The following is a 22,066-nucleotide window of genomic DNA, read 5'->3' on the forward strand; positions in this document are numbered from 1 at the left end:
ATAAAAGATTTTCTCTCTTATAAAAAAAGATTGGCACTATTATTGCTTTATATAAGGAGATGAAAGGGAGGAATTAAAATGGTTTCAAGAATCAAGAAAATACAAGAACAGCTACATCGATACGAAATAGACGGATTACTGATTACAAAGAAAGAAAATCGCCGATATGCAACTGGATTTACAGGTACAGCTGGAGTTGTCTTAATCTCTCCTACAAGTGCAGTATTTATTACAGATTTCCGTTATTCAGATCAAGCAAAAGCACAAGTGCACGAAGCAGAAATTATTATGCATAAAGGGAACATAGAACAAGAAATTGCAGCGCAAGTAAACAGATTACAAATAAACAAATTAGGTGTAGAAGAAAATAATATGACGCTGAAACAATATACAGCGTTAAAAAATTATATAAATATCGAACTTGTTCATGTAAATGAAATAATAGAAACAATTCGTACCGTGAAGGAAGAATCCGAAATCGAAATGATTAAAATCGCAGCTCACATCGCGGATGAAGCCTTTCAACATATTACAACTTTTCTAAAACCCGGCGTATCTGAATGGGATGTAAGAGATGAATTAGAATTTTTCATGCGAAAACAAGGTGCTTCCTCTTCATCATTTGACATTATTGTAGCTTCTGGCACTCGCTCTTCTCTCCCACACGGGGTAGCTACAAGTAAAATCATTGAAGATGGGGATATTGTTACATTAGATTTTGGTGCACTTTATAACGGATATTGTTCTGATTTAACGCGCACTGTTGCAATTGGTAGTTGTTCTGAGGAATTTGTAAAGATATACAACATTGTACTTGAAGCTTTAAAACGCGGCACTGAAGCAATTCGCCCAGGTGAATCGGCAAAAACAATCGATGATATTACAAGAAATTACATTACTGAACATGGCTACGGTAAATACTTCGGTCATTCAACGGGCCATGGAGTTGGATTAGAACTTCATGAACCTCTTAGATTATCAAAAGATAGTACAGACACACTACTAGAAGGAATGGTTGTAACCGTAGAACCAGGTATTTATATCCCAAATTGGGGCGGTTGCAGAATTGAAGATGATATTGTTATTACGAAAACTGGGTATGAAGTCATTACACACGCGAATAGAGAACTTATCGTTCTGGGATAAATTGAAACTTTCTTCATCTCTACCGTTCATTAAATCTAATCAGTCGAATTTTTATACACAGTTTAGCCCTCACCTAACTTCTTTGTTTTTTACATAACCTTGAGATGGTGGATTACTAGCGGGGCAAATAATTTTTAAAAAATAACAGACTTCTTTCAATTATGAAGAAGCCTGTTATTTTTTGTTCTACACCAACAAGTAATAAGAACTCATTTCCTTTCACCATGACTTAGTGAGAAGAGTCGTTTTCTTAAATTGGATAACCGCCACTAGGTGGAGGCCACGCCTCAAATAAACGACACAGCAATACAATTTCTCCCAAATGATAACTATTATGCGAAGCAATATTACGTAACGTATCCGCCCGCGTTACATCTGGATACTGCGCTAAAGGCTCATCAAGTTTTGTAGTTTGAGCAATTGTACAAGCAGTATCGATTCCCGCTAGAAATTGTCTTATAATCTCCGCCCATTCTTCTTGATTTTTCGCCATATTTTCAACTGGCCAACTCTCCTTCACGTGCGCTGGAAGTTGTGGTTTTTCTCCATGTAGACCACGTAAGAGAAATTCTTGCCAATACTTCATATGCATCACTAGTTGGTAGATGGAATACGGAATGTTTTCTACTTGTTTTCCTGATAGTTCCCAATCAATATCTGCAATTGCATTTTTAATTGGAATATGCCCGCGTTCTCCTCGTAATGATTTTACTAACGTTCTAGCAAATGATTCATTGATCAAATGATTGCTTTCTGTATGCACATAATCCCATCCTTTACCTTTTCAATTGATTTTTCAAATGATTACCAATCTTAATATCGATTACCAAACGTATCACCAATAGGTGCAATCGTATTTAAGTATGCTAGTTCTTCTTTTGTTAAAGTTATTTCAAGAGCCGCTACGTTTTGCTCCAAATACTTCACTCGCTTTGTACCTGGAATTGGTACGATTCCTTCACCTTGTGCAACGACCCAAGCAAGCGCTAATTGTGCAGGCGTACATTCTTTCTCTAATGCAAGCTGTTTAATTCCTTCAACAATTTTCATATTAGAAGCAAATGCATCTTCTGAAAAACGTGGATTATAGTATCTCCAATCATCAGGTGTTAATTGATCACGGCTTGTTAAATTCCCCGTTAAAAATCCGCGGCCAAGTGGACTATATGGAACAAATCCAACGCCTAATTCACGACAAACATGTAAAATATCTTTCTCTGGATCGCGAGACCAAAGAGAATATTCAGTTTGAACAGCTGAAATTGGATGAATTGCATGAGCTGTTTTTAATTGCTCACCTGTTACTTCAGATAGTCCGATATAACGTACTTTTCCTTCTTGCACTAACTCTGCCATCGCACCTACAGTTTCTTCAATTGGTGTATTTGGATCAACGCGATGCAAATAATATAAGTCGATGTAGTCTGTCCCTAATCTTCTTAAACTTGCTTCACATGCTGCCTTCACATATTGAGGTGAACCGTTGTATCCTAACGCTTTTGTTGCATTTCGCAGTGCTCCAAACTTCGTTGCAATTTTCACATCATGCCGAAATCCCCGTAATGCTTTCCCTACTAGTTTTTCATTTGTTCCCATTCCCTCTTCATCATATCCATAAATATCCGCTGTATCGAACATTGTAATTCCGAGCTCGAGAGCGCGATGAATTGTTTTTGTCGCTTCTATCTCATCTGTCTGACCATAAAATTCGGACATTCCCATACAACCTAATCCCATTTCCGATACTTCTAATCCTTGTGAACCTAACTTCTTCTTTTTCATAAGTTCGCCTTCTTTCGAAAAAATAATGTAAAAAGAGAATAACATACAACCCAAAACAAGTAAACTGTTTTTACTTTTTTAGTTCAATTAGTTTAATTTGTATAAATCCGTAAATTTATTTATAATAAATGAATTGCAAGGAGGGTTGTTATGTTAAATAAAAATATTGATAATCAAGTAGAAATGAGAAAAAAGCTCATTTTCAAATTATTACCAATCGTAAAAAAACAAGGAATAAGCCCGTTACGAACAGATGATATTGCTCGTTATATGGATATTAGTAAAGCAACTATGTACAAATACTTCTCATCAAAAGAAGAGATTATCCAATACATCGTCAAAATATATGCCGAATATATTACTAGTATTGATCAAACAATTTTTGAAGAAACAGTTCCGTTTGGAGAGCGATTTCAAAAAACATTTGAACAATCATTACTCATTTCTTTTTACATATCTGATGCCTTTCTATCAGATTTAAAACATAATGCTCCAGTACTATATGAACAAATCATACAAGCTCAAAACGAACGAAATAATCAATTAAAAAAATTCTATGAGGAGCATATAGAAAAAGAAGTGTTCAACGCTATAAATCCAACACTCATTCTGATCCAAGACGATGTACTACTACGGAAGTTCTTTGAACCTACAATCTTAATTCAAAACAATATGACTTTATATCAAGCACTCTTTGATTATTACATGTTAAAAAAACATCAAGTCATTCACCATGAACATAGAAGCCATGTAGATGATGAAAAAATGAAATCAACGATACAATACATCGTGCAAAAAGTATCGAATTATATATAGAACGAACATCAACTAACACTTATTTCGTCTGAAGTGAACACGAATACACGAAAAAAGGCACCTCTATAATTCATACTAAAAATACGAATTATAGAGGTGCTTTCGTTTTATCTCGCTATTTGCGGGCAGTAAGACTCCCCATCTCAAGATTCAGAGAAAAAGGAAGAAAATAGTCTCGGGATGAAGCCCCTACTGATGGAAGTCTCACTTTATTTTATATAAAAACAGGAATCTCCTCCTATTTCGAGAACTAAATTAAAAGGTTGTATTTCATAACAGGAGGATTGTAATGGAAAATTTATTTTTACTTGATAAGATTGACGGATTAAGCGATGATTTTTCTAAACTTGTTTCGATGATGAACTATGCACGCTTCTCTACACTACGTGCTGTTCAAGATTTAACAATTGAAGAATTAGACTATTTATATGATGAAAACGCAAATTCAATTGGTATGCTTCTATATCACATGGCGGCTATCGAATTTTATTATCAAATTCATACGTTCGAAGACAGAGAACCAACAGAGGAAGAACTAGAACGCTGGTTACCAGGCGTTGAACTAGGAAATCTTGGACGTCAGCAAATTAAAAACCAATCATTAGACTTCTACATTAACACATTACAAGAAGTACGCAATAAAACCATCGCCACATTCCAATCCCTTCCAAACGAATGGTTATTTAAAACAACTCCATTTTGGGAAGGTAAGCCAGCAAATAATTATTTTAAATGGTTTCATGTGTTTGAAGATGAATTGAGTCATCGTGGACAAATTCGAATTATCAAAAAGATGCAACAAGCCCATTCTGTAAAATAATATACAAAAAGATGTATTACTGTATACGTGAAGTAGTACATCTTTTTATTATGACTTTGATTTATCCCGCTACTTTTTAGCAATAAGATTCCGATTGGTGAGAGCTTTCCATCAGTGGAGAATGAAGTCCCACTGATGGAAGTTTCACTTTCTTTCATTTAAGTAAAAGACACTTTTATTTTGGTAAATGAAATTATATACTTTCTTTTGCTCCAAACTCACACTCTTTATCTTCAAACATGACAGAGCACACCTATTCAATAGAAGCGTGCTCTGATGGTTATTGGATTAATGTCCCTACCCTATCAAGTTTTAAAATAGGCTATACTTATTGCCCTCATGAATTTAACTTATATGCTTTAATTGTGTGTCTTCTTTCTTTCTATTCCGTCCTTTAAGTAAAGCAAAACCAATTAAAATTGCTAAAGTTGTAAAACAAACCACTGTTCCGACTGAAATTCCATTACTAAACGTTGAACCTATGAAAATAATACATAATCCCACGATTCCAATAATAGTCGTAGTTGGAAAAAAACTCATTTTAAAATTAGGCATTGTTGAATAATTAGGACGTAATTTAAGTTGCGCAAAGCAAATACTTAGCCAAAGCAATAACATTGTAAATCCTGGAATTGTCATCATTGTTCCAATAATACTATCTGGAGCAAAGAATGCTAGCCCTGCACCTATCAATAATAATAAGCCATTCAAAGAGATTGCAATAATTGGTGCACCTGATTTCGCAGTTTTTTTCAATATTTTTGGAGCTTCTCCTTTTTCAGCTAACGCAACCATTGTTCTAGAAGTAGCAAAAACTCCTGAATTCGCAGCTGAAAGAACTGCAGTTAATAAAACAAAATTCATGATATGTGCAACACCTGGGATACCAATGGCATTCATTACTTGTATAAACGGACTTTCATTTCCTGCAACTTGATTCCAAGGTATTAATCCAGCAATAATTGTAATGGGCAAGATATAAAATATGATAACGCGCCAAACAACACCCTTTATCACTTTAGGTAAAACCTTTTCAACGTCTTTTGTTTCAGAAATTGCTACCCCTATTAACTCAGATCCTCCAAATGAGAACATTACAATAAAACAAGCACTAAATACTCCTTTAATACCATTTGGAAAGAATCCCCCATGCCCAAGTAAATGTTCCGTTGGTGTCGATGGAGCAAAACTCGTTAGTCCGAATAAGACTGCTCCACCTAAAAGGATGAATAATACCAGTGCTAGAATTTTTATACTAGCAAACCAAAATTCCATTTCGCCATAGAATTTTACCTGAAAGCTGTTAATCCCCACAACTAAAAGCGCACAAATAGCACTTAATAACCAAAGAGGTACATTTGAAAACCAAAATTGTAAAAAAGAGCCTGCCGCTAATATTTCTACAATTGTAACAAGTGTCCAGTTAATCCAGTATAGCCATCCAACTACAAATGATACATGAAATCCAAAAGCCTTATGAACTAAATGTTGAACATTATGATTTGGATAAACAACAGCCATTTCAGCTAAAGCCACCATAACAATCATCATTAATAATCCACCAAGTAAGTACGAAACAATTACACCAGGCCCGGCAATCCCTAGAGTATCTCCACTCCCTTTGAAAATGCCCGTACCAATCATTCCCGCTAACGCTAAAAATTGAACATGTCTAGGTAATAACTCTTTCTTTAAGCCATCTTTCTTCATTCTTTTTTCCTCTTTCTGTTCCTAATTTTTTTAATTGTTTTGCAAGTAATGTTACATAGTAATAGCCATCTTCCATGGCTATTCACCTCCTTTACAACACTATTTTGACTTGGTGAATGAATTGATTTTATCTAAATCAAATTTCTAAAAATAAAGGCCTATAAGCCTCCTAAAAACATAATCATCAATCATACATTTAGATACTTCTACTTTTAAAAGCAAATACAAAAATCCCTACTGAAATTAATCAGTAGGGACGATTTTATTCGCGGTACCACCCTAATTATTGACAAACTTTATATGTCAATCTCTTCATTCTCTATAACGGCTCTTCACCGTCTTCCCCTTACAATTCGCTCGAAGAAGATGCTCCTGGACTGTAATTCATGCTGTTCTTTGTACTGACTTACACCAGCCGTCAGCTCTCTTTAACAGGGAGAACATACACTACTTTATTCCATTCATCGCTTATCTATTATTTAGTTGTTATGAAAATACAAAAATCCCTACTGAAATTAATCAGTAGGGACGATTTTATTCGCGGTACCACCCTAATTATTGACAAACTTTATATGTCAATCTCTTCATTCTCTATAACGGCTCTTCACCGTCTTCCCCTTACAATTCGCTCGAAGAAGATGCTCCTGGATTGTAATTCATGCTGTTCTTTGTACTGACTTACACCAACCGTCAGCTCTCTTTAACAGGGAGAACATACATTACTTTATTCCATTCATCGCTTATCTTATTTACTTATAAAGTATCTTATAATAAATGTAACAAAAAATCAATATTTTTTATTCCTGTAATTTTCTGTTAACAATAGCTACTTTTGCCCGTTATTATCAGGCTCATTATAACAACGATTATAGTGATGTTTCTCCTATACTCCATTTTCAAATATAGTTTCTCATCAAAGCTATGTTTGAGAATGTTACATGAAATCCGTAATCCTCAAGCTCGTTTATGGTAATATAAACCATATATAACAGAAGGGTGCGATACTTATGCCACATATCATTTCCCTCAATATCGGAACACCGCAAAAATTACAGTTTCAAGGGAAAGAAATTGAAACAGGTCTTTTTAAAGAAAGTGTTAATAAACCTTTACATTTATCATTACTCAACTTTGAAGGGGATGGGCAAGCGGATTTGAAACACCACGGCGGTAAAGATAAAGCTGTTTGTGTATATGCATTTGAACATTATCCGTATTGGGAAAAAGAGTTATCACAACAACTTTCATACGGAGCATTTGGAGAAAATTTAACAATTACAGGATTACTAGAATCTGATGTATGTATTGGCAATATATATAAAATAGGAGAAGCGGTCATACAAGTAACGCAGCCAAGACAACCTTGTTATAAGCTAGCTTATCGCTATCATAGAAAAGATTTCCCGCTTCTTGTTCAAAACACAGGCTTCACTGGTTTTTACGTACAAGTATTAGAAGAGGGAACCGTTTCCCCTTCTGATGAAATTAAACTAATAGAACAAAATGAACATCATATAACAATTGCCTTCGCAAATGAAATGATGCACCATGATAAACATAATATAGAAGGAATACAAAGCATATTAGCAGTTGATTCTATATCAGAAAGCTGGCGTAATACATTTACGAAGCGATTAGAGGGAAAAGAAACGAGTGCAGAAAAACGTTTAACAGGAAAATAACAAACTTATAGGAAAAGAGGACAGCGCATGAGTGAATTTATATTCACATTATTTATTTGTCCATTACTTGTCTTTATTTTTTCTGTTATTGGTACACGAATTACAAAGACGTATTATATAATGCCTATTATTACATTTGCGATTTTTCTTATTGTAGCAGTAACATTATTTAATCGATCATTTTTCTTTTGGGTAGGGATGTATAGCATTTTTTCGTTTCTTGTTTCTTATATGACGTTATTATTTGTAAAAGGAAATAAGGAGGTAGAAAAAAAGCAATAACTATGTAATTGCTAAAAAAACACGACCGAGTTTCCCCCCACGGTCGTGTTTTCTTTATGATTATGCTGTAATCCAAGCCTCATCAGCTGGATTTTTGCGCCATTCTTGCAGTTTCTTCGTTTCAGCTTCACCAATCATACCTTTTTCTGCTGCTACTTCTGTAAGTGCACTGTAGTCGCTTAAAGAGTATGATGCAATGTTTGCTGCTGCTAATTTTTCTTTTCCTGCTTCAAGCTCATATGTGAAGATTGATACGATTCCTAATACTTCACAGCCTGCTTCGCGAAGTGCCTCTACACAAGTAATTGCACTGCCACCAGTTGAGATTAAATCTTCTACTACAACAACTTTTTGGCCTTTTTCTGCTTTACCTTCGATTTGATTCCCTTTACCATGACCTTTTGCTTTACTACGCACGTAACACATTGGTAAGTCCATACGATCGCTTACCCACGCAGCATGCGCAATACCAGCAGTTGCTGTTCCTGCAATAACTTCTACAGTTGGGAAGTGTTCCTCGATTAACTTCTCTAATCCTGCCGCAATCGCTTGACGTACTTTTGGATATGATAACGTTAAACGATTATCACAATAAATTGGTGATTTCATACCAGAAGACCATGTAAATGGATCATTTGGTTGTAAAAATACTGCTCCGATATCTAATAAATGAGATGCGATTTCTTTTTTCATACTGTTACACCCTCCCACTGTTCTTTTACAACTTGATACGCCGCGCGCGGATTTTCTGCTTTTGTAATGCTACGTCCTACTACGATATAACTAGAGCCTAGTTCACGCGCACGTTTAGGCGTTGCTACGCGCACTTGGTCATTTACATCATCACTTGCAAGACGGATCCCCGGTGTTACTGTTACGAAAGCATCTCCGCATACTTCGCGTAATTTCGGTACTTCCAGTGTTGAGCAAACAACGCCGTCAAGACCGCTTTCTTTCGTTAATTTCGCATAATGAGCAACCGCTTCTTCTAACGTTTTCTCGATGCCGATCTCTTTTTTCATTACTTCTTCCGATGTGCTTGTTAGTTGTGTAACTGCAATACAAATCGGTCTCTCTTTTCCTTCTTGTTTACCTTCCTCTAATCCCTCGAGCGCAGCTTTCATCATACTGCTTCCCCCAGCAGCATGAACGTTTACCATATCAACATCTAGACTAGCTAGGCTGCGCATTGCGCTTTTTACCGTATTCGGAATATCATGAAGCTTCAAATCTAGAAAAATTTGATGTCCTTTTTCTTTTAAGTACGTAATGATAGCAGGTCCCTCTTTGTAAAACAGTTCCATACCAACTTTGACAAATAATTGTTCCCCTTCAAAGTGACTTAAAAACTGTTCTACCTCTGCTTTACCTGGAAAATCCAGTGCAACAATTAAAGACCGTGACATGTTTACTTCCAGCTCCTTCCTTGACATTCCGAAATGTGTTCAAATCCTAATTCATCTAAAAGTGCTGGTAATTCTTCAATAATTGTTGGACATACAAACGGATCAACGAAGTTTGCTGTTCCAACTGCTACTGCACTTGCACCAGCGTAAAAGAACTCAATTACATCTTCCGCTGATTCAATACCACCCATTCCGATAATTGGAATGTTAACAGCTTGACTCACCTCGTGCACCATACGAATCGCCACTGGCTTAATCGCTGGGCCTGATAGTCCACCTGTACGGTTTGCTAAAATTGGTTTTGCTGTTTTTAAATCTAGACGCATACCAAGCAATGTATTAATCATGGTTAATCCGTCCGCACCTGCATTTTCGATTGCCTTTGCAATCTCCACAATGTTTGCCACGTTCGGTGACAATTTCACATATACCGGTACTTCAGAAACCTCTTTTACTCGCTTCGTCAAATCAGCAGCAATTTCTGGGACAGTACCAAAAGCAATACCACCTGTTTTTACGTTTGGACAAGAAATATTTAACTCTAGCGCATGAACATTTGGTGCTTTCGAAATTTCCTTTGCTACTGCTACATAATCCTCAGCCTGTGAGCCCGCAACATTCGCAATAATCGGAAGATCGAATTGCTCTAGCCATGGTAATTCAGAGGTCATCACCTTTTCTAACCCTGGGTTTTGAAGCCCGATTGCATTTAGCATTCCGCCTGGCGTTTCGGCAACACGAGGCGTTGGATTTCCATAACGAGGTTGTTCCGTTGTTGCTTTAATCATGATTGATCCAAGTACACTTAAATCATAAAACTGCGCATACTCACGACCAAATCCAAAGCAACCAGATGCTGGGATAATTGGATTCTTTAATGATAATCCTGGTAATTCAACTTGCAATCTGTTCATAGTACAACCTCCCCGATTGGAAATACTGGCCCGTCGCTGCACACCTTCTTGTAAGAATGTCCACTTGGATCTTCTTGCAAGTGACATACACATGCGAAACACGCTCCAATCCCACAGCCCATACGTTCTTCTAATGAAATGTAGGCTTTTTTCTCTTTATAACGGCCTTCTAGTGCCCGTAGCATCGCTAAAGGTCCACATGAGTATAGAATGTCAAAGTCAATTCCATAGCTATCAATTACATCTGTTACAAATCCTTTTGTACCATGTGTACCGTCGACTGTTGCAACATACGTATCGCCAAGCTCTGCAAATTTCTCTTCGTAGAAGACAACATCTTTTGTTTGGAAACCTAAGATGTGAATGACACGTACTCCTTTTGCAACAAGGCGTTGTGATAACTCATAAAGTGGTGGCACACCAATTCCGCCCCCTACTAAAAGAGCCGTTTGCCCTGCTTCTGCTTCTTCTACAGGAAATCCATGGCCTAATGGTCCTAATACGTCTACAAGTTCACCTTGTTTTTTCTTTGCTAATGTTTTTGTTCCTTGTCCTTCCGCACGATATAGCATTGTAAATTCGTTATTTTCTTGATCAACATTACAAATACTAATTGGGCGGCGCAGCAGAGGCGTAATGCCTTCTGCTACTTTAATGTGTACAAACTGCCCTGGTTCGTTCATTTGCTGTACAAGATCACCTTGAAGCACTAGTTCATAAATATTTTTTGCGATTTCTTTTTGGTTAACAACGATCATATTTTGCTTTTGCATCATGCACGTACCATCTCGTGACGCTGCGTTGGCGCAATTTCTTTCATAGCATGAGCTGAGAATGTCATAGATTCTAGTACGCGTAAGATTGCTCTTGTTGTATCTAGTGATGTTAAGCATGCTACTCCATTTTCTACAGACTCACGACGAATACGGAAGCCATCACGCGCTGGTTGTTTTCCTTTTGTTAGTGTGTTAATAACAAACTGTGCTTTTCCTTGACGAATGATATCAAGTAAGTTGTAGTCTTCAGAATCAATTTTGTTTACAACTTGCACCGGAATGTTTTGCTCTGTTAATGATTGTGCTGTTCCTGCTGTTGCTAATAAGTTATAGCCAATTTCATGGAAGCGTTTTGCAATTTCCATCGCTTCTTCTTTATCTTTATCCGCCACAGTAATGATTACTGATCCGTGCGTTGGAATGTTAATTCCTGAAGCAACAAGTCCTTTATATAGTGCTTTTTCAAGCGTTAAGTCTTTACCCATTACTTCCCCTGTTGATTTCATTTCAGGCCCTAATGTTGTATCAACTGAACGTAGTTTCGCAAATGAGAATACTGGAGCTTTTACATACACTTCATTCTCTTCTGGACGATACCCAGTTTCATATCCTTGTTCTACAAGATTTTGACCTAAAATAACTTTTGTTGCGATATTCGCCATCGGTACACCTGTAATTTTACTTAAGAATGGTACTGTACGGCTCGCACGTGGGTTTACTTCAATTACATACACTTCGTCTTTGAATACTACAAACTGGATATTCAGTAATCCAACAATGTTTAATCCTCTTCCAAGTGCAATTGTATTTTCGATAATTTGTTCTTTCAGTTTTGCAGATAAGCTTTGCGGTGGGTATACTCCAATTGAGTCACCAGAGTGAACTCCAGCGCGTTCAATATGTTCCATAATACCTGGAATGAATACATTTTCACCGTCTGAAATTGCATCTACTTCAATTTCTTTACCAACCATGTAGCGGTCAATTAATACTGGATGATCTGCATGAACTTTTACTGCGTTTTTCATATAGTGCAGTAGTTCTTCTTGACGATATACAATTTCCATCGCACGTCCGCCAAGTACGTAAGATGGTCTTACTAATACTGGGTAACCAATTTCTTCAGCGATTGCTACCGCTTGTTCTACAGTCGTTGCTGTTTTACCAACTGGCTGCGGGATACCAAGCTGCGTTAATGCTGCTTCGAATTTATCACGATCTTCTGCACGGTCTAAATCTTCAAGTGATGTTCCTAAAATTTTCACACCATGCTCTTCTAATTTTGCAGCTAAGTTAATTGCCGTTTGTCCACCGAACTGAACGATAACACCTTCTGGCTTCTCTAAATCAATGATGTGCATTACATCTTCGATTGTTAATGGTTCAAAGTATAATTTGTCAGAAATACTGAAGTCTGTTGAAACTGTTTCTGGGTTATTGTTAATAATAATTGCTTCATATCCAGCTTCTTTAATTGCCCATACAGAGTGAACTGTTGCATAGTCAAATTCAACACCTTGACCAATACGGATTGGACCAGATCCTAGTACAACTACACTCTTACGATCTGTCACAATTGATTCGTTCTCGTCACCGTATGTGCTGTAGTAGTAAGGCGTTGCAGATTCGAACTCTGCCGCACAAGTATCTACCATTTTAAATACTGGTGTCATATTATTTTCTTTACGCATATCGTAAATTTCACGCTCTGTTTTATTCCAAGCAGCTGCAATGTAGTGATCACTGAAGCCCATTTTTTTCGCAGATTGTAATACTTCCATATTTCCTACATTCGCTTTTACTTCGCGTTCCATGTTTACGATGTTTTCAACTTTTTGTAAGAAGAAGAAGTCCATTTCACACCATGCATTAATTTCTTCTTTCGTTACACCTTGACGAATTGCTTCTGCTACAACGAACAGACGCTCATCATCTGCTTTCACAATACGTTTTTTCATCGTCTCTTTATCAAGCTCTTTTAAGTGATCTAACTCTAGGTGATAAATACCAAGCTCTAAAGAACGAACCGCTTTTAATAATGATTCCTCTAAGTTACGTCCGATTGACATAACTTCACCCGTTGCCTTCATCTGTGTTCCAAGCGTTCTGTTTGCTGATTCAAACTTGTCAAATGGCCAACGTGGAATTTTTGAAACAACATAGTCTAATGCTGGCTCGAAGCAAGCGTATGTTTTTTGTGTAACTGGGTTTACAATTTCATCTAATGTTAAGCCGACTGCAATTTTCGCTGCTAATTTCGCAATTGGATATCCAGTTGCTTTAGATGCTAGTGCAGATGAACGACTTACACGTGGGTTTACTTCGATTACATAGTATTGGAAGCTATGTGGATCAAGCGCAAGTTGAACGTTACATCCACCTTCAATTCCTAATGCACGAATAATTCTTAATGATGTGTTACGTAACATTTGATATTCACGGTCACTTAACGTTTGGCTCGGTGCTACAACGATAGAATCACCTGTATGAACTCCAACTGGATCAATATTTTCCATGTTACATACTACGATTGCGTTATCATTTGAATCACGCATTACTTCATATTCGATTTCCTTACAACCAGCAATACTCTTTTCTAATAAACATTGTGTTACTGGGCTATGTTTTAAACCACTTGTTACGGTTTCAATTAACTCTTCTTCGTTATGGCAAATACCGCCGCCTGTTCCGCCAAGTGTAAATGCCGGACGAACAATTACTGGATAACCAATTTCTTTTACAAAGTCATATGCTTCATCAAGCGTATGAATGATTTCACTTGGTGGTGTTGGTTCATTTAATTCTTGCATTAATGTACGGAATAAATCACGATCTTCCGCTTGCTCGATTGCTGATAATTTTGTTCCTAAAATTTCAACTCCGCACTCGTCAAGTACGCCTGATTTTGCAAGTTCAACAGCCATGTTTAAACCTGTTTGACCACCTAATGTTGGCAAGATTGCATCTGGGCGTTCTTTACGAATAATACGGCTTACGAATTCTAATGTTAATGGCTCAATGTATACTTTATCTGCTGTTGCAGTGTCAGTCATAATTGTTGCTGGGTTAGAGTTAACAAGGATTACTTTGTAACCTTCCTCTTTAAGAGATTGACAAGCTTGTGTTCCTGAGTAATCAAACTCCGCTGCTTGCCCGATTACAATTGGTCCTGATCCGATTACTAAAATTGTGTTAATGTCTAGGCGTTTTGGCATAACTCTTCCCCTTCTTTCTTGAAGTTTTCAATCATTGTTAAGAAATCTTCGAATAAATCATTTGCATCTTCTGGCCCTGCTGAAGCTTCTGGATGGTATTGTACTGTAAATGCTGGGAACTTCGTATGACGAAGACCTTCTACCGTTCCATCATTTAAAGCTACATGTGTAATTTCAAGATCTGTACTTTTAACTGATTCTTCTTCTACTGCGTAACCATGGTTTTGAGAAGTAATGGCTACTTTTCCAGTTGCAAGATGCTTTACTGGATGATTTAAACCACGGTGACCGAATTTTAACTTGCTTGTATTTGCACCAGATGCTAGAGCGAACAATTGATGTCCAAGGCAAATCCCGAATAATGGTACTTTTCCAATAATATCTTTTAGCATTTCAATTGCTTCTGGTACATCTTTTGGATCCCCAGGTCCATTACTTAACATAATTCCATCTGGGCTAAGGCGTAAAATCTCTTCAGCCGTTGTATTGTAAGGTACAACAATTACATCACAGTCACGTTTATTTAGTTCTCGTAAAATACCATGCTTCATACCGAAGTCTACAAGTACAACGCGATGGCCACGACCTGGACTTGGATATGGATCTTTAGTTGATACGCGTTTCACATGATCTGTAAAGACTGTCGCTTTTAATTGGCTAACGATGTACTCTACATCCGCATCCATGTTGCAAAGACGTCCGCGTAATGTTCCATATTGACGAATTTTTCGTGTTAATTTTCTTGTATCAATTCCCGCTAATCCTGGAATGTTTCTTTCTTTTAAATAATCATCTAACGAAATTTCATTACGGAAGTTAGATGGGTGATCACAAATTTCGTTTACGATTAAACCATTTACAGATGGATGAATTGATTCAAAATCATCACGATTAATACCGTAATTTCCGATCAATGGATACGTAAATGTTACGATTTGACCGCAATATGATGGATCAGATAATGTTTCTTGATATCCAGTCATTCCAGTTGTAAATACAACCTCACCTGACTTTTCGATTTCTCCTCCGAAACCTTTTCCAATTAATACTGTTCCATCTTCTAAGATAAGCTGTCTTTTCATACTAATGCACTCTCCTTTTGCCATGCGATCTTACCGCTAACTAATGTCATAACCGGCCAGCCTTGACATTTCCAGCCTGCAAATGGCGTATTTTTTCCTTTTGATAAGAATGTTGTTGGATCAATCTCTTCTTCATTGTCTAAATCGATAATTGTAATATCAGCTGCTCTACCTTCTGTCAGGCGCCCTGCTTCTAAACCGAATGTATCAGCTGGCTTTTCTGTTAAGAATTGAATTAATTGTTCTAATGTAATGATTCCTTTTTTCACAAGGTTCGTATATAAAAGTGGGAATGCCGTTTCAAAACCAGTAATTCCGAACGGTGCTCTTTCAATCCCTTGTGCTTTCTCTTCCGCAGTATGCGGTGCGTGGTCAGTTGCGATCATATCGATCGTTCCATCTAATAATCCTTCGATTAACGCTTCATGATCTTCTTTTCCTCGAAGCGGTGGATTCATTTTAAAATTAGGATCAGCTGATGGGATATCATCTTCACATAATAGTAAGTGATGCGGCGTTACTTCTGCTGTTACTTTAATTCCAGCACGCTTTGCATCACGAATCACACGTACAGATCCTTTTGTACTTACGTGACAAACGTGATAGTGACAACCTGCTGCTTCTGCAAGCAATATGTCCCGGGCAATATGTACAGATTCACATACTGATGGGATACCGTTTAAGCCGTGTTTCTCAGAAAACTTCCCTTCATGTACACAACCTTTATTAATAAGCGTATTTTCTTCACAGTGTGCAACAACTGCCATATTTAATTTTGCTGCGCGCTTCATCGCTGCCAGCATCATGCTTGCATCTTGTACGCCTACTCCATCATCAGTAAACGCGAATGCTCCAAGTTCTTTTAACGTTTCAAAGTCTGTCATTTCAGAACCTGCCTGGCGTACTGTAATCGCTCCATATGGCAATACATTTACATGTGCTTTTTCTTTAATTCGTTTTTGCAAGTCTTCCATATGTTCTCTGCTGTCTGGTACTGGGCGTGTATTTGGCATTGCGCAAATTGTTGTAAATCCACCTTTTGCTGCTGCAAGTGTACCTGTTTCAATTGTTTCTTTATGCTCACCACCTGGTTCGCGAAGATGAACGTGTACATCTACTAATCCAGGTGCAATTAATTTTCCGTTTACATCGATTACTTCAGCATTATCTGCCGTAATATTTTCTGCTACTTTCGCAATTTTACCGTCTTGTACGAGAAGATCTGTTGCTACGATTTTTCCTTCTTCATTCAAATAACGTCCATTTTTAAACAAATAGTTCATGTTTCATTCCTCCTAATACATTTGGTAATGCGCGTTTTAGTACAGCCATTCTTACGTAAACTCCGTTTTCCATCTGTTTGAATATGCGTGAACGCTCACACTCGACGAGTTCACTTGCAATTTCTACATCACGGTTTACAGGAGCTGGATGCATAATAATGCTTCCTTGTTTCATACGCTTTTCTCGTTCAATTGTTAATCCGTGCTGCTCATGATACTCTTTCATAATATCTGTTTCATAATGATCATGACGCTCATGTTGCACACGAAGTAACATCATCACATCAACTTCTGGAACAAGCTCATCTAAACTTTTGTATGTTCCAAATGTGTTCGTTTCATCTTTCCACTCTTCAGGGCTAGCAAAGTAAATCGTTGCTCCTAGTTTTGTTAAAGTTTCAGCATTAGAACGAGCTACTCGGCTATGGCGAATATCTCCAACAATCGCAATCTTTAATCCTTCAAATCTTCCAAACTCTTGTTTAATTGTTAAAAGATCTAGAAGACATTGCGTTGGATGATTTCCACATCCATCTCCAGCATTCAAGATTGGAATGTTTACTTGATCCTTTAGCTCATCGAAGTAGCGATCTTGTTGATGGCGGATGACCACTGCTTTTGTTCCAATTGATTCGAGTGTTCTTATCGTATCGTATAATGTTTCTCCTTTTTGTACGCTAGAAGACTCTGCCGAGAAGTTCAGAACATCGAGCCCTAATCGTTTCTCTGCTACTTCAAAGCTAAAACGTGTTCTCGTACTGTTCTCAAAGAATAAGTTTGCAACAAACGTTTGCTCTGTCGTTCTTATTCCTTTTCCACTTGCGAAATCTTCTGCATCTTTTAGGATTTCTGAAATCTCCTGCTCCGATAATTCACTCATCGTTAACAAATGGTTCATTGTCATCCCTCATCTTTCTGATTTTTATCTTAACACCTTTGTATTTATATAACAATAACTGCATAAAAATACCCTAGTCGTGTGAGACTAGGGTGTAACAAACTACACACCCTTTTCCGTCTCACAGGACTGAATTAAAAGGTTGTTTTTATGAAGCAATGTTCTTTGCTTGTTGTTGTTGTTTTTGTTTCAGTTCAGGCAGTACTAAGTTTAGAATTACCCCTACAATTGCTGCAAGAGCCATCCCTTCCACTTGGAATGATTGACCGATATGAAGCACTGCACCGCCGATGCCGATTACAAGTATAACTGACGCAATCATTAAGTTCCGTTTATCACCTAAATCTGTTTTCTCATCTACCATCATGCGTAAACCGCTTGATGCGATAACACCGAATAGTAAGATTGATACACCACCCATAACTGGTGTTGGGATCGAGTGGATAAGCGCTGAAATTTTACCAATGAATCCGAACATGATTGCAAATATCGCTGATCCGACGAACAAATATACACTGTATGCTCTTGTAATTGCAAGCACCCCAATATTTTCACCGTACGTCGTATTCGGAGGTCCTCCAATGAGTGAAGCAATGAATGTTGCAATTCCATCTCCCATAATAGAACGATGCAAACCTGGCTTTTCAATTAAATCTCTATTCACAACATTTCCAAGTACAATTTGATGCCCGATATGCTCTGAAACTGTAACGATTGCAACAGGTACCATTACTAATGCTATTTTCCACGAAAATTCTGGTGTATATGTGACAAATGGCACTACGAAATCCGGTACATCAAACCATTTCGCTTCTATTACTGGTTTCAAATCGACTAAGCCTTGGAAGTAAGCAAAGATGTAACCACCTATGATTCCTATTAAAACTGGTATGATGCCTATGAATCCTCTTCCAAAGATTGAGCAGATGATTGTAATTGCTAATGTGACAAGTGCAACTGAAAAGTGTGTGATGCTATATTTCCCATCTGCATTATTCATTGCCATTCCTACTGCTACATTCGCAAGTGAAAGTCCGATTACCATAACAACTGGACCTACGACGATTGGGGGTAAAAGCTTCATGATCCAATTTGATCCGGATTTTTTAATCGCAAGTGCAATCAACATATAAACAAGTCCTGCCATCATGCCGCCAAGCATTGCTGCTCCTGGACCACCTGCTGTTTTCGCCGTAATAATCGGCGCAATGAATGCAAATGATGATCCAAGATAAGCTGGGACTTGCCCTTTCGTGATTAGCAGAAATGCTAACGTACCTAGTCCGCTCGAAATTAAGGCAACTGCCGGGCTTAATCCTGTTAAAAACGGAACAAGCACTGTCGATCCGAACATAGCGAATAAATGTTGTATACTTAGCAATAACCATTTTCCTGGTTTCGGTACTTCATGAATGTCTAACACTGGCTTTTGTTCCATTATTATCTCCTCCTCCAATGTTGAAAACTTGCAATAAAAAAACTCTTTGCGCCCTATGCACAAAGAGTCCTATACTTTCGTATGTCAAATTAGACATATGAAAGCCAAGACCCTTTGGCAGCCTCACAGGACTACATTTAAAAGGGCTTTATTTTTCGTATATGCTTACTCGATCTTGTTTGTCTGTTTCTTGAAGTCCTACTTCAATACGTTCTTCGCTTGATGTTGGAATATTTTTTCCTACATAATCAGCGCGAATTGGTAGTTCACGGTGACCTCTATCTACAAGAACAGCTAACTGAATTTGCGATGGTCTACCGATATCCATTAATGCATCCATGGCAGCTCTTACTGTTCTTCCTGTATATAATACGTCATCAACGAGGATTACTTTTTTATTTGTAATGTCAACAGGAATATCTGAACCTTTTACAAGCGGTTCTTTATCTTTAGATTGCAGCGTCAAATCATCACGATATAATGTAATATCTAATTCACCAACTGCCATCTCTTTTCCTTCAATTTGACTAATTCGTTCTGCTAAGCGCTGTGCAATAAAAATACCGCGTGTTTTAATCCCAACTAGAACACAATTTTCAACACCCTTATTACGTTCTACAATTTCGTGACTAATGCGTGTTAAAGCACGGCGAATCATTTGATCATCTAGAACCACTGCTTTTTCTTTCATGTTCTTCACCTCCAGGCTTTTTTCTTGCGTGAGAGGAATGGTATAAAAAAATCCTCTCGTCGTGTGCGAGAGGATTTTTTGAAAAAGGGTATACGTACCCTACGTATTTCAAACCGTTACCTTCTCAACCTCACGGGGCTGTGTTAAAGGACTTATTCAACTGCTGTTATTATGGCAGTTTTTATAACGATTGTCAACATTATTTTCGCACTTCATCCAAAAGATCTGTAAAAATTTGTGGAATTGGTGCTTCAAATTCTAAATATTCACCTGTGCGCGGGTGAACGAAACCTAAAATACCTGCATGTAATGCTTGACCATTTATATCAAACGTTTTCTTTGGACCATACTTCGGGTCACCTGCAAGTGGGTACCCAATATATTTCATATGTACACGAATTTGATGCGTACGACCTGTTTCTAGTTGACATTCCACATGAGTGAAATTATTAAAACGTTCTAATACACGGAAATGAGTGACAGCATGTTTTCCATTTTCCTCAACAGTCATACTTTGACGGTCTTGTTTATCACGTCCAATCGGCGCATCGATCGTTCCTTTATCATGCGGAATAACACCATGAACAATCGCTTGATAGCGTCTTGTTACTGTTTTTGCCACAAGCTGATTTACAAGCGCTTCATGTGCCATATCATTTTTTGCCACCATCAATAATCCAGACGTATCTTTATCAATGCGGTGCACAATTCCTGGACGCATTACACCGTTAATACCCGATAAATCTTTACAGTGATACATTAAACCGTTTACTAGCGTACCGCTCGTATGCCCTGGCGCAGGGTGTACAACCATACCACGCGGCTTGTTTACGACAAGTACGTCACTATCCTCATAATAAATATCTAAATTCATATCTTCCGGAAGAATATCTAATGATTCTGGTTCTGGAATGGTAACTGTAATTTCATCATTTGTTTTTACTTTATAGTTCCCTTTGATGTCCTTTCCGTTTACGGTTACAACACCATCTTTAATCCATTGTTGCACTTGTGAACGAGACCATTCATTGTTCACCCCTGCAACAAATTTATCAATCCGTTCGTTTTTTTGCTCTTCTGTAACTGTTACTTGCACTACTTCGCTCATTATTTACTCCTTTGTTTTCTTTCCTTCTAGTAATGTTTGAATAATAATTAACATAACACCAACACATAATGCCGAATCTGCAATGTTAAATACCGGGAAGTTGTATGAGAAAATATACGTATGAATAAAATCAACAACTTCTTTTCGGAATACACGATCAATAAAATTACCAATTGCTCCGCCTAGAATAAGTCCAAGCGAAATGCCGAGAAGCTTGTCTGTCTTTGCATATTTTTGCATATAAATCACAATAAAAATAACAAAGATGACTGTGATAACATAAAAGAACCACATTCTATTTTCTAAAATGCCCCATGCAGCCCCGGTATTACGGTGAGACGTTATGTATAGCACATTATCAATAATCGGAATGCTCTGGCCATACTCCATTTCCTTTACGATAATCCATTTTGATACTTGATCAATGACAATCACAAATAATGCTATCAAATAATATATCATTTTCGTTTCCCCCACAATGACAGTGTACCTCAAAATTTTAGCATAGCTGCTATGTTTTCACAATGAAGCATCGCATGGGAGCATAAAATAAAATGAATTAGGTAATATAATATTGTTATCTTTAAATTGTTTTTACTTTTTCATAAAAACATTCATAAACTGTACGTGCTGTTGGCATAGCCTTTAATTGTCTAAGCGTCATTCTTTGCCCTGTTTCTTCACAAATCCCATACATACCAATTTCCATTTTCAAAAGTGCTCGCTCTACATCTTTTAAATCTTCTCTCATATCATGCAATAATAATTTATTTTTCCCATTAGTATGATCTATACCTAAAAATTCCTGTCCAAATTCTACATCATACGCATACGTCTCTTCCTTTGCTAATCGCTCCTGTAGCTCTCGTTGCATCAATTGTAGCTCTTCTTGAATCTCCATGTATGTGTCAGTCACAAGCGCGTCCCTCCCGGCTGGAATGTATCGTTAGTTTATCCGAAAAGCACGCGATTACCGCACACACATTTTTCCTTCCAAGGAAGAAAAAATCGACTGCA

At 37.5% G+C, this 22,066-nt stretch carries 21 protein-coding genes and 2 other annotated features; of the genes, 5 read left to right on the forward strand and 16 right to left on the reverse strand.

Annotation, left to right across the window (positions count from 1 at the left end; genetic code table 11):
- Positions 1-78 precede the first annotated feature (78 nt).
- The gene (locus WAX78_RS16780) at positions 79-1,146 is read left to right on the forward strand and encodes a M24 family metallopeptidase (RefSeq protein ID WP_336483159.1); all 1,068 of its coding nucleotides are present in this window, start codon (positions 79-81) and stop codon (positions 1,144-1,146) included.
- Between the two features lie 250 nt (positions 1,147-1,396).
- On the opposite strand, the gene WAX78_RS16785 is transcribed toward WAX78_RS16780, so the two are convergent.
- Both WAX78_RS16785 and WAX78_RS16790 read right to left on the reverse strand, forming a co-directional pair.
- Positions 1,397-1,909, reverse strand: coding sequence for a DinB family protein (locus WAX78_RS16785; RefSeq protein WP_336483160.1), 513 nt, complete (start codon positions 1,907-1,909; stop codon positions 1,397-1,399).
- 50 nt (positions 1,910-1,959) lie between these two features.
- The gene (locus WAX78_RS16790) at positions 1,960-2,928 is read right to left on the reverse strand and encodes an aldo/keto reductase (protein ID WP_336483161.1); all 969 of its coding nucleotides are present in this window, start codon (positions 2,926-2,928) and stop codon (positions 1,960-1,962) included.
- A gap of 150 nt (positions 2,929-3,078) precedes the next feature.
- Here WAX78_RS16790 and WAX78_RS16795 point away from each other — a divergent pair, with 150 nt between their 5' ends.
- Both WAX78_RS16795 and WAX78_RS16800 read left to right on the forward strand, forming a co-directional pair.
- Positions 3,079-3,744, forward strand: coding sequence for a TetR/AcrR family transcriptional regulator (locus tag WAX78_RS16795; protein ID WP_336483162.1), 666 nt, complete (start codon positions 3,079-3,081; stop codon positions 3,742-3,744).
- A 289-nt stretch (positions 3,745-4,033) separates the two neighbouring features.
- Positions 4,034-4,564, forward strand: a complete 531-nt coding sequence (locus tag WAX78_RS16800) for a DinB family protein (protein WP_336483163.1) — start codon at positions 4,034-4,036, stop codon at positions 4,562-4,564.
- 345 nt (positions 4,565-4,909) lie between these two features.
- Here the strand turns inward: WAX78_RS16800 and WAX78_RS16805 are convergent, their stop codons facing one another.
- The gene (locus WAX78_RS16805; protein ID WP_336483164.1) at positions 4,910-6,274 is read right to left on the reverse strand and encodes an amino acid permease; all 1,365 of its coding nucleotides are present in this window, start codon (positions 6,272-6,274) and stop codon (positions 4,910-4,912) included.
- A gap of 249 nt (positions 6,275-6,523) precedes the next feature.
- Positions 6,524-6,748: a binding site (T-box leader), on the reverse strand.
- A 47-nt stretch (positions 6,749-6,795) separates the two neighbouring features.
- Positions 6,796-7,020: a binding site (T-box leader), on the reverse strand.
- Positions 7,021-7,281: 261 nt separating this feature from the next.
- On the opposite strand from WAX78_RS16805, the gene WAX78_RS16810 reads away from it, so the two are divergent.
- Entirely contained in the window at positions 7,282-7,956 is a 675-nt protein-coding gene (locus tag WAX78_RS16810) for an MOSC domain-containing protein (protein WP_336483165.1), read from the forward strand.
- A gap of 27 nt (positions 7,957-7,983) precedes the next feature.
- Entirely contained in the window at positions 7,984-8,238 is a 255-nt protein-coding gene (locus tag WAX78_RS16815) for a YbeF family protein (RefSeq protein WP_336483166.1), read from the forward strand.
- Positions 8,239-8,298: 60 nt separating this feature from the next.
- Here WAX78_RS16815 and pyrE read toward each other — a convergent pair whose 3' ends face one another.
- From pyrE to WAX78_RS16880, 13 genes are all read right to left on the reverse strand, one after another.
- A complete protein-coding gene (gene pyrE / locus WAX78_RS16820; protein WP_336483167.1) occupies positions 8,299-8,931 on the reverse strand; it encodes an orotate phosphoribosyltransferase in 633 nt (210 codons plus the stop codon).
- Positions 8,928-9,644, reverse strand: coding sequence for an orotidine-5'-phosphate decarboxylase (gene pyrF, locus WAX78_RS16825; RefSeq protein WP_336483168.1), 717 nt, complete (start codon positions 9,642-9,644; stop codon positions 8,928-8,930). Before pyrF ends, pyrE begins: the two co-directional genes overlap by 4 nt.
- Before the next feature lie 2 nt (positions 9,645-9,646).
- Entirely contained in the window at positions 9,647-10,558 is a 912-nt protein-coding gene (gene pyrD, locus WAX78_RS16830) for a dihydroorotate oxidase B catalytic subunit (RefSeq protein ID WP_154710753.1), read from the reverse strand.
- Entirely contained in the window at positions 10,555-11,334 is a 780-nt protein-coding gene (gene pyrK / locus WAX78_RS16835; RefSeq protein WP_336483169.1) for a dihydroorotate oxidase B electron transfer subunit, read from the reverse strand. The genes pyrD and pyrK overlap by 4 nt, the downstream gene beginning before the upstream one ends.
- Positions 11,331-14,549 (reverse strand): carbamoyl-phosphate synthase large subunit, encoded by a 3,219-nt coding sequence (gene carB / locus WAX78_RS16840; protein ID WP_336483170.1) that lies wholly within the window; start codon positions 14,547-14,549, stop codon positions 11,331-11,333. The genes pyrK and carB overlap by 4 nt, the downstream gene beginning before the upstream one ends.
- A complete protein-coding gene (locus WAX78_RS16845; protein ID WP_098305518.1) occupies positions 14,534-15,631 on the reverse strand; it encodes a carbamoyl phosphate synthase small subunit in 1,098 nt (365 codons plus the stop codon). Before WAX78_RS16845 ends, carB begins: the two co-directional genes overlap by 16 nt.
- Complete coding sequence (gene pyrC / locus WAX78_RS16850) at positions 15,628-16,914, reverse strand: dihydroorotase (RefSeq protein ID WP_336483171.1); 1,287 nt, start codon at positions 16,912-16,914, stop codon at positions 15,628-15,630. Before pyrC ends, WAX78_RS16845 begins: the two co-directional genes overlap by 4 nt.
- Positions 16,898-17,812 carry an aspartate carbamoyltransferase gene (pyrB, locus tag WAX78_RS16855; RefSeq protein ID WP_336483172.1) on the reverse strand — a complete coding sequence of 305 codons (915 nt, stop codon included), beginning with the start codon at positions 17,810-17,812 and terminating at the stop codon, positions 16,898-16,900. Before pyrB ends, pyrC begins: the two co-directional genes overlap by 17 nt.
- 148 nt (positions 17,813-17,960) lie before the next feature.
- A complete protein-coding gene (locus WAX78_RS16860; protein WP_336483173.1) occupies positions 17,961-19,250 on the reverse strand; it encodes a solute carrier family 23 protein in 1,290 nt (429 codons plus the stop codon).
- Positions 19,251-19,398: 148 nt separating this feature from the next.
- Entirely contained in the window at positions 19,399-19,941 is a 543-nt protein-coding gene (pyrR, locus tag WAX78_RS16865; protein WP_336483174.1) for a bifunctional pyrimidine operon transcriptional regulator/uracil phosphoribosyltransferase, read from the reverse strand.
- Between the two features lie 199 nt (positions 19,942-20,140).
- Positions 20,141-21,049, reverse strand: coding sequence for an RluA family pseudouridine synthase (locus WAX78_RS16870; RefSeq protein ID WP_336483175.1), 909 nt, complete (start codon positions 21,047-21,049; stop codon positions 20,141-20,143).
- A gap of 3 nt (positions 21,050-21,052) precedes the next feature.
- Positions 21,053-21,511 (reverse strand): signal peptidase II, encoded by a 459-nt coding sequence (gene lspA / locus WAX78_RS16875; RefSeq protein ID WP_336483176.1) that lies wholly within the window; start codon positions 21,509-21,511, stop codon positions 21,053-21,055.
- Positions 21,512-21,632: 121 nt separating this feature from the next.
- Positions 21,633-21,965 (reverse strand): TraR/DksA C4-type zinc finger protein, encoded by a 333-nt coding sequence (locus tag WAX78_RS16880; RefSeq protein WP_336483177.1) that lies wholly within the window; start codon positions 21,963-21,965, stop codon positions 21,633-21,635.
- Positions 21,966-22,066: the final 101 nt, after the last annotated feature.

The organism is Bacillus yunxiaonensis (genome assembly GCF_037104695.1).
GTDB classification, from domain to species: Bacteria; Bacillota; Bacilli; order Bacillales; family Bacillaceae_G; genus Bacillus_A; species Bacillus_A yunxiaonensis.